General features: G+C 58.9%; 7 protein-coding genes and 1 pseudogene. 2 read left to right on the plus strand and 6 right to left on the minus strand.

Annotated elements, in window-relative coordinates:
• Both ACIPIZ_RS28805 and minC read right to left on the minus strand, forming a co-directional pair.
• Positions 1-88: pseudogene (locus tag ACIPIZ_RS28805) on the minus strand (septum site-determining protein MinD); the annotation flags it as partial.
• 169 nt (positions 89-257) lie between these two features.
• Complete coding sequence (gene minC / locus ACIPIZ_RS28810; RefSeq protein WP_064391243.1) at positions 258-995, minus strand: septum site-determining protein MinC; 738 nt, start codon at positions 993-995, stop codon at positions 258-260.
• Positions 996-1112: 117 nt separating this feature from the next.
• Here minC and ACIPIZ_RS28815 point away from each other — a divergent pair, with 117 nt between their 5' ends.
• Both ACIPIZ_RS28815 and ACIPIZ_RS28820 read left to right on the plus strand, forming a co-directional pair.
• Complete coding sequence (locus tag ACIPIZ_RS28815) at positions 1113-2045, plus strand: lipid A biosynthesis lauroyl acyltransferase (protein ID WP_064391188.1); 933 nt, start codon at positions 1113-1115, stop codon at positions 2043-2045.
• Positions 2046-2080: 35 nt separating this feature from the next.
• Positions 2081-3238: a patatin-like phospholipase family protein gene (locus ACIPIZ_RS28820; protein ID WP_122662525.1), complete on the plus strand. Its 1158-nt coding sequence runs from the start codon at positions 2081-2083 to the stop codon at positions 3236-3238.
• Positions 3239-3326: 88 nt separating this feature from the next.
• Here ACIPIZ_RS28820 and ACIPIZ_RS28825 read toward each other — a convergent pair whose 3' ends face one another.
• From ACIPIZ_RS28825 to ACIPIZ_RS28840, 4 genes are all read right to left on the minus strand, one after another.
• Complete coding sequence (locus ACIPIZ_RS28825) at positions 3327-4112, minus strand: outer membrane protein OmpK (RefSeq protein ID WP_064391190.1); 786 nt, start codon at positions 4110-4112, stop codon at positions 3327-3329.
• A 373-nt stretch (positions 4113-4485) separates the two neighbouring features.
• On the minus strand, positions 4486-5271 hold the full coding sequence (locus ACIPIZ_RS28830; protein WP_064391191.1) for an outer membrane protein OmpK: 786 nt from the start codon (positions 5269-5271) through the stop codon (positions 4486-4488).
• A gap of 163 nt (positions 5272-5434) precedes the next feature.
• Positions 5435-6793, minus strand: a complete 1359-nt coding sequence (locus ACIPIZ_RS28835) for a nucleobase:cation symporter-2 family protein (protein WP_064391192.1) — start codon at positions 6791-6793, stop codon at positions 5435-5437.
• Between the two features lie 166 nt (positions 6794-6959).
• On the minus strand, positions 6960-8276 hold the full coding sequence (locus ACIPIZ_RS28840; protein WP_401168895.1) for a urate hydroxylase PuuD: 1317 nt from the start codon (positions 8274-8276) through the stop codon (positions 6960-6962).
• Positions 8277-8367 lie beyond the last annotated feature (91 nt).

Genomic DNA, 8367 nt, shown 5'->3' on the forward strand with positions numbered 1-8367 from the left:
GCAGAGCGCGACCGGGACCGAGAGCGGCGCTGGTGGTGGTCTTACCCACACCACCCTTGCCGGATGTAACCACGAGAATCTTGGCCAAGGTGTTTCACCCCTAAGGAAGAAGGACTTTTTAGCCCCTGAAAAACATCTCTTGAAAACTACTGCAGTCGGACAGCCTTGGCTGGAATTTGGCTTTAGGCCTTTTTCCTACTTCGTTTGAGCCGTTTTCGCTACGTTTTAGAGATGCTTGGAAAATGCGGCAGTATCCGTTAAAGCCGAATGATGTTCAACACGTCGCCCGACAGGCTGACCTGTACGCCCGAGCCCCACATTGGGTCGCGACGCAAATCTTCGGAAACCTTGTAATGACCGGCGATGGAGATCAGTTCAGCGCTCAATTGCTGACAGAAAATCCGTGCCTTGGTATCACCCTTCACGCCGGCCAGCGCCCGACCACGCATCGGGCCGTATACATGGATGTTGCCATCGGCGAGAAGTTCCGCCCCCGGACTGACCGAAGACACCACCACCAAATCGCCACCCTGGGCATATATCTGTTGGCCACCACGTACTGGCGTGGTGATGACGCGGGTCTGTTTGACGGTCGGTTCAGGCGGCTTTTCCGGCTTCTTTTTGACTTCGGCTTCGGCCATTTCCAGCGGTCGTTCGCGGGCGCCGGAGGGCGGCAACACCGGGATGTCGATGGCGATGGCGGCGGCGATGTCTTCGATGCGGCTGGCGCGAATCGCCAAGGTGCGCAGGCCATGTTGACGGCACACGCGCATCAGGCCCGGCAGATCGACAGCGCCTTCGCCCGGCGGCAATTTGTCCAGCGCCAGAACCAGCGGCGCGTTGCTGAAGAAATTCGGCGCCTGCGCAACTTTGGCGGCCAATTGCCGATCGAGGCTGTCGAGGTCGTTACGGGCCAGTTCCAGCACGGTAATGGCCAGCATGCTGCCCTTCAACTGGAACACGGGATCTTGGTCTAACGGTTCGGTTTTGCTCATGTCGGCATACAACGGCTTGTCACTAAAAGTGCCGAGACTTATAACGAGAACGCCCGCAGGCCGCAAGCCGGGTCGAACGATGTAGAATGCGCGGCCACTGTATTTACGGAAGCTTTAATGGATCGCCCGCGTTTTCGAAAAGCATTTCTTGCTCCGCGCTTCTGGCCGCTCTGGTGCGGCTTGGGGCTTTTATGGCTGATCGTGCAGCTGCCGTATCCGGCCTTGCTGACCATCGGTCGAGTTTTGGGTGCGTTGATGTATCGCCTCGCTGGCGACCGACGGCGCATCGCCAAGCGCAATCTTGAACTGTGCTTCCCGGAAAAATCCGCCGCCGAACGCAAACGCCTGCTCAAGGAAAACTTCGCCTCCACCGGTATCGCGTTTTTTGAAATGGCGATGAGCTGGTGGTGGTCGCGTGAGCGCCTGGCGAAGCTGGCCCATGTGGAAGGCCTTGAGCATTTGCAAAAAGCCCAGCGCGAAGGCAAAGGCGTGATTCTGATGGCAGTGCATTTCACCACTCTGGAGATCGGCGCAGCGTTGCTCGGCCAACAGCACACCATCGACGGCATGTACCGCGAACACAAAAACCCGTTGTTCGACTTCATCCAGCGTCAGGGCCGCGAGCGGCACAATCTCGATTCGCTGGCGGTGGAACGTGACGACGTGCGCGGCATGCTCAAATTGCTGCGTTCCGGTCGGGCGATCTGGTACGCGCCGGATCAGGATTACGGCGCCAAGCAAAGTATCTTCGTGCCGCTGTTCGGCATTCAGGCCGCGACCGTGACCGCGACCACCAAATTTGCCCGTTTGGGTAAAGCACTGGTGGTGCCGTTCACGCAGGAGCGTCTGGCCGACGGCAGCGGCTATCGTCTGGTCGTGCATCCGCCGCTGGAGGATTTCCCGGGCGAGACCGAAGAAGCTGACTGCATCCGCATCAACCAGTGGGTCGAAGGCGTTTTGCGCGATTGCCCGGAGCAATATCTGTGGGCGCATCGACGCTTCAAGAGCCGGCCACCCGGCGAGCCGAAGCTGTACGCCAAACGTGGTTGATTGATCGATCCCCTTGAGCACCATGGAGTGTTGCGATGAGCCCAGTTGAACCGGTCACAGGTTTGATTCTTTCCGGCGGCGGGGCTCGGGCGGCGTATCAGGTGGGCGTGCTGGCCGCGATTGCCGAATTGTTGCCGGTGGGCGCGGACAATCCGTTTCCGGTGATCGTCGGCACTTCCGCAGGCGCGATCAACGCGGTGAGCCTCGCCAGCGGTGCCACCGATTTTCGCGCCGCCATCGAACGGCTGACGCTGTTCTGGCAGGGCTTTCGCAGCCACCGGGTATTGCGCAGCGACTGGTCCGGCGTCATTCACCAGGCAAGTCGTTTCGTCAGCCACAGCCTGCTCGGTATGGGGCGACAAATGCCGGTCGCGTTGCTCAACAGTTCGCCGCTGCGCGAACTGCTCAATGAAAAGCTGCACATGCCCGGCATCGCCGAATCCATCGCGCGCAAGCAATTGCACGCAGTGGCGGTGACCGCGTTCGGGTATGAATCGGGGCAAGCGGTGACGTTCTATCAAGGGGGCGGCACGATTGATTCGTGGCTGCGCCATCGGCGCATTGGCGTGCCGACGCAATTGTCGGTCGATCACTTGCTGGCCAGTTCGGCGATTCCGTTGCTGTTCGCGCCGGTGAAGATCGGTGATGAATATTTCGGTGACGGCGCGGTGCGGCAATCAGCGCCGATCAGTCCGGCGTTGCACCTGGGCGCCAGTCGCGTGCTGGTGGTGGGTGTCAGTGGCAACCCGCGCGGCTTTGATCCGCAGCAGCCGCTGGAGCGCACTTACACGGGGCAGCAACCGACACTCGCGCAGATCGGCGGGCACATGCTCAACAGCACGTTCATTGACAGTCTGGAGAGCGATATCGAGTTGCTGCAGCGTCTCAACCAGTTCAGCCATCTGATGCCTGCTGGCACGCCGACCCGCGAGCTGGGTGTGGCGCCGGTGGACGTCTTGGTGATTTCGCCGAGTCAGCCGATCGACGAGATCGCGGCGCGGCATCGTCAGGAATTGCCGGCGGCGTTGCGTTTGTTTCTGCGCGGACCGGGGGCGACCAAGACCAGTGGGGCGGGGGTGTTGAGTTATTTGCTGTTCGAGGCGGGTTATTGCAGCGAGTTGATTGATCTCGGACGGCGCGATGCGTTGGCCAAGCGCGAGGAGTTGTGCCGGTTTTTGGGATTGCCATTTTAAAGCAAAAGATCGCAGCCTGCGGCAGCTCCTACATTGGAATGCGCTATCCCTGTAGGAGCTGGCGAAGCCTGCGATCTTTTGATTTTTATCAGAAGTGGAACTTCACCAGGAAGTTGGTCACGCTCTGATTGGTCTTGAAGGCACCGGTGTCGTCGATGCCGTACTTGTCTTTCCAGTAGTCGTATTCAACACCGACATACAACTGCTTCTCGCCAAAACTCAGCGCCTTGCCCAGGTCGTATTTGACCTGTGGGTTGAAGTGCAGGTTGGCGTGGTAATCGCCTTTAGAGTTGGAATCGTTGTCGGTCACCCAGTCCATGTAGCCGTCGATCAGGATGTTCGAGTTGCCCACGGGAATGGTGTAGGACCAGACCGGGGTGATCTGCCAGACGTTGTCACCGGCACGCGAACCTTCGGTGTGGCGCTGGTAGAAGTTCAACTGGAAGTAGTCGAAGCCCGGGATGGCCAGGTCGAAGCCAGGGCCGATCAGGTAGGACTCGGTATCACCTTCGCCGAACTCGTAGGTCATCGCCAGCAGAACGTCTTTGATCGGGCCGAATTCGATCTTCTGGTTGAGCACCTTGCCCAGCGAGATGCGTGGCTGGAACTCGCCGTAATAGGTGTTCGGACCGTTGTTGAAGTCCTTGTCACCGTTGTAGAAGATCTTGTCGATGAAGAAGAAGTTGTCGCCGTACGTCCACGCATCGGCGTGTTCGAAGGTGACGGTCTGCTGGATGCGCGGGTTGACCTGGAAGTCCTTGCCATAGAGGTAGGTCAGGCTGTTGTTCTGCCATTGCAGCAGGCCTTCGGCCATGGCCTGGCCCCCGGCTAACATTGATCCCGCAAGCATCAGGCTGGTGCACATACGTTTCATTCGGTTGCTCCCAAAGTAGGTGTTCCACGTTTATTTTTTTAAGATCGGCGCTCTGGTGTGGCGCCTTTTTTCGTTGCTGCAAAAGTCATCCGATTGGTCAGCTTTCATGCTGTTAGCAAGAGCTGGGCCAAGGCTTTTCGAAAAGCAAAAAAACGCCCGTCGGCTGCTGAAAAACAGTCGATTGAGCGTGTTTTCGGGATGCCTCGGTACTGACCGGGGCCGGGATAAGTTGGCCCGTCGGTCAGGAATTAAATCCGGGCTTTTTTTTAGACCGAATTCAAGAGGCCGCGGAGAATACTGACTCCTCGGCCAGCTCTCAAGTGCCCCGCAACAGAGCACCGACGACAGGTATGGAGCACGGTTGCGGGCCATCTTAAAAGTGCACCTTCACCAGCAGGCTGGCGGTGTTCTGATTGGTGTCGAAATTGTGCGTATTTTCGACACCGTACTTGTTCTTCCAGTAGCTGTATTCGGTGCCGACATACAACTGCTTCTGGCTCCAGCCCAGGGCTTTGCCGAGGTCATATTTGATCTGTGGATTGATGTGCAGGTTGGCGTGATAGGTGCCACGCGCGTTCTCGTCGTTGTCGACGACCCAGTCGAGGTAGCCGTCGATCAGCACATCGGAATTGCCCAGGGGAAAGCTGTACGACCAGCCGGGGGTGATCTGCCAGACGCCGTCGCCGGGACGCGGACCTTCGGTCTGGCGGCGGAAAATGTTCAGAGTCACATAGTTGAAGCCGGGCACCTTGAGGTCGAAGCCGGGGCCGATCAGGTAGGCCTCACTGTCGCCTTCACCGTATTCGTAGGTCATGGCGAGCAAGACGTCTTTGATCGGGCCGAATTCGAGCTTCTGGTCGAAGATCTTGCCGAAGGAGAAGCGCGGGGTGAATTCGCCGTAGAAGGCGTGCGGGCCTTTGTTCGCGTCTTCTTTGCCGTTGTAGAAGATCTTGTCGACGAACAGGAAGTTGTCGCCGTACTTCCACTTGTCGGCGTGCTCGAAGGTGAGCGTTTGCTGGATCGACGGGTTGATCGCGAAATTCTTGCCGTACAGATAGCTGAGGCTATTGGTCTGCCACAGCAGGAGATCGCCGGCCATGGCCTGACTCGCGGCCAGCAGGCCGCCGCTCAACAGTACATTTGTCTGTGTACGAATCATCTATTGCTCCCTCTTGTTTTTATTGTTTGAGGCGCAGAGCTTTTTTTGCCCTTTGTAGGAGTGAGCCTGCTCGCGATCGCGGTGTGACATTCAACACATCAGTTGACTGAAAAAACGCTATCGCGAGCAGGCTCACTCCTACAGGGGGGCATCGGTGTTGCTGTCAGTGCTGGTGTGCGTGGCAGTCGTTGATCGCTGCGCGCTCTTTACCGCCGAGAATGTTGAACAGCAGGTTCAGCGTCAGCGCGCTGAGCGTTGCCATGGCGATGCCACTGTGGGTAATCGGGCTCATCCACAGCGGCAGATGCGCGAAGAATTCCGGGCGAACCACCGGGATCAGGCCCATGCCGATGCTCACCGCGACCAGCAACTGGTTGCGACGGTCGCCGATGTCGGCTTCCTGGAGAATCTTGATCCCCGTCGCGGCGACCATGCCGAACATCGCAATCGCCGCGCCACCCAGTACGGCTGGCGGAATCGAGGCGACGAGGAATGCCGCTTTCGGCAGCAGGCTCAGGACGATCAGCAAACCACCGGCAACGATGGTCACCGAACGGCAGCGCACGCCGGTCATCTGCACCAGACCGATGTTCTGCGCGAACGAGGAGTGGGTGAAGGTGTTGAAGAAACCGGCGACAAACGAGGCGCCGGCATCACACAGCAAACCGCGACGCAGCATGCGTGGGCAGACTTCCTGATCGGTGATTTTGCCTAGCGCGAGGAACATACCGGTGGACTCGACGAAGATGATCACCACCACCAGACACATCGACAGGATCGGCGCGAGCTCGAATTTCGGCATGCCGAAATGCAGCGGGGTGACGAACTGAATCCATGGCGCGTTGGCCATGCCGCTCAGATCGACCATGCCGATCGCGCCGCACAGCACGTAGCCGATGCACATGCCGATCAGTACGGAGATGTTGACCCAGAAACCGCGCATGAAGCGGTGGATCAGCAGAATGGTGCCCAACACCAGCGCGGCGATGGCCAGATAAATCGGTGAGCCGAATTGTGCGGCGGCGGCACCGCCACCGGCCCAATTCACGGCCACGGGGAACAGCGACAAACCGATCGAGGTGATGACCGTGCCGGTCACCAGGGGCGGGAAGAAGCGTACGACCTTGGACATGAACGGCGCGATGAGCATGCCGAAGAAACCGGCGGCGATCGTCGCGCCGAAGATCCCTTGCAGGCCGATACCGGGCATGCCGGCCATGGCGACCATGCTGCCGACTGCGGCAAAACTGGCGCCCATCATCACCGGCATGCGAATGCCCATCGGACCAATGCCCATGGACTGCACGATGGTGGCGACACCGGCGACCAGCAGGTCGGCGTTGATCAGGAAGGCAATTTCTTCACGACTCAGGCCAGCGGCCTGTCCAATGATCAGCGGCACCGCGATGGCGCCACCGTACATCAGCAGAACATGTTGCAAACCGACCAGAATCAGTTGCAAAAGGGGCAATCGCTGAATGGCGGGTGCGTCGGGGATGCGCGCTTTGGACAGCTCGGACATGCAACACCTCGGATCTTTTTATTCTTGTGATTAACAGCTGCCGGGTTGCTCACAGCTGTTTCTTTGCATCAGGTAAAACCGCGCTAAGGCGATTCGCGAGCAGGCTCGCTCCCACAGGAAATGCGCGATCTCTGTGGGAGCGAGCCTGCTCGCGAAGCTTTGTTGCTTAGTTGGTCTGTGCTCCCTGGGCGATCCATGCACCGATCAGGTCACGTTCCTGCTGGGTCATCTGCGTGATGTTGCCCAGTGGCATGATCTGCGTGGTGATGGCTTGCGCCTGGATGCGCGCCGCGTTCTGACGGATCTGCTCAGGGGTGTCGAGCATCACACCCGCTGGAGCTGCGCTGAACAACGGACTGGTCGGTTTGGCCGAGTGGCAAACTGCGCAGCGTTCTTGAATCACGTTGTGCACTTTGTCGAAGGTCGGACCTGCGTTGGAGGCTTGCGCCGGCGCTGCTGCAGGTGCGTCTGCGGGTGCAGCAGGTGCCGCCGCTTCAGCCGGTTTCGCGCCACCGCCCAGTGCCGTCTCCGGCAGCGGTTGATACTCGATTTTGGCTGGCGCCTTGGCCACTTCCGGAGCGGTCGACATCGGCGTTGGGCCGGTGACGTACGCCAGCGTGATCATGCCTACCGCTGCCACTGGCAGGGTCCAGGCAAACTTGTGGCTGTCGTGACGGGTGTTGAAGTAGTGACGCACCAACACGGCCAACACTGCAATCCCGGCGAGGATCAACCAGTTGTACTGGCTGCCATAGGTGCTCGGGAAGTGGTTGCTGATCATGATGAACAGCACCGGCAGGGTGAAGTAGTTGTTGTGACGCGAACGCAACAAGCCTTTGGCCGGCAGCGCCGGATCCGGCGTGCGGTTCTCGGCAATCGCCGCGACCAGTGCACGCTGCGCCGGCATGATGATGCGGAACACGTTACCGACCATGATGGTGCCGATGATCGCGCCAACGTGCAGGTACGCACCACGACCGCTGAACACTTTGCTGAAGCCATACGCCGCGCCGATGATCAGCACGAACAGAATGAAGCCGAGCAGAGCAGGGCGTTTGCCCAAGGCCGAATCACAGAGGAAGGAGTAGATGAACCAGCCGAGGAACAGCGAGCCGATACCGATGGCCACGCCTTCAGGGCCGCTCAGTGTGCTGCCCGGAGCCAGCAGGTAGAGCGTTGGGTTGGAGTAGAACACCACGCACAGCAGCGCAATACCCGACATCCAGGTGAAGTAGGCTTCCCATTTGAACCAGTGCAGGTTCTCCGGCATTGCCGGCGGGGCCAGTTTGTATTTTTCCAGGTGATAGATACCGCCACCGTGGATCGCCCACAGGTCACCGGCCAGACCGGTTTTCGGGTTGACGCGGTTGAGGTTGTTCTCCAGCCAGACGAAGTAGAACGACGCGCCGATCCAGGCCACGCCAGTAATCATGTGAACCCAGCGCACGCTCAGGTTCAGCCATTCCAACAGATGTGCTTCCACAGTCTTTACCACTCGCCTGTCACTCTTGTTGTAGAGTGATAAGAAATTCTCTTATTGTTGGGGGGCGATGATCAAACTATCATACTATTTG

It is taken from the genome of Pseudomonas sp. NPDC087690, from assembly GCF_044743175.1.
GTDB lineage: Bacteria > Pseudomonadota > Gammaproteobacteria > Pseudomonadales > Pseudomonadaceae > Aquipseudomonas.

Bases quoted from the DNA above. Each gene is read 5' to 3' on its own strand.
- minC (WP_064391243.1), bottom strand. From the start codon at position 995: ATGAGCAAAACCGAACCGTTAGACCAAGATCCCGTGTTCCAGTTGAAG.
- ACIPIZ_RS28815 (WP_064391188.1), top strand. From the start codon at position 1,113: ATGGATCGCCCGCGTTTTCGAAAAGCATTTCTTGCTCCGCGCTTCTGG.
- ACIPIZ_RS28820 (WP_122662525.1), top strand. From the start codon at position 2,081: ATGAGCCCAGTTGAACCGGTCACAGGTTTGATTCTTTCCGGCGGCGGG.
- ACIPIZ_RS28825 (WP_064391190.1), bottom strand. From the start codon at position 4,112: ATGAAACGTATGTGCACCAGCCTGATGCTTGCGGGATCAATGTTAGCC.
- ACIPIZ_RS28830 (WP_064391191.1), bottom strand. From the start codon at position 5,271: ATGATTCGTACACAGACAAATGTACTGTTGAGCGGCGGCCTGCTGGCC.
- ACIPIZ_RS28835 (WP_064391192.1), bottom strand. From the start codon at position 6,793: ATGTCCGAGCTGTCCAAAGCGCGCATCCCCGACGCACCCGCCATTCAG.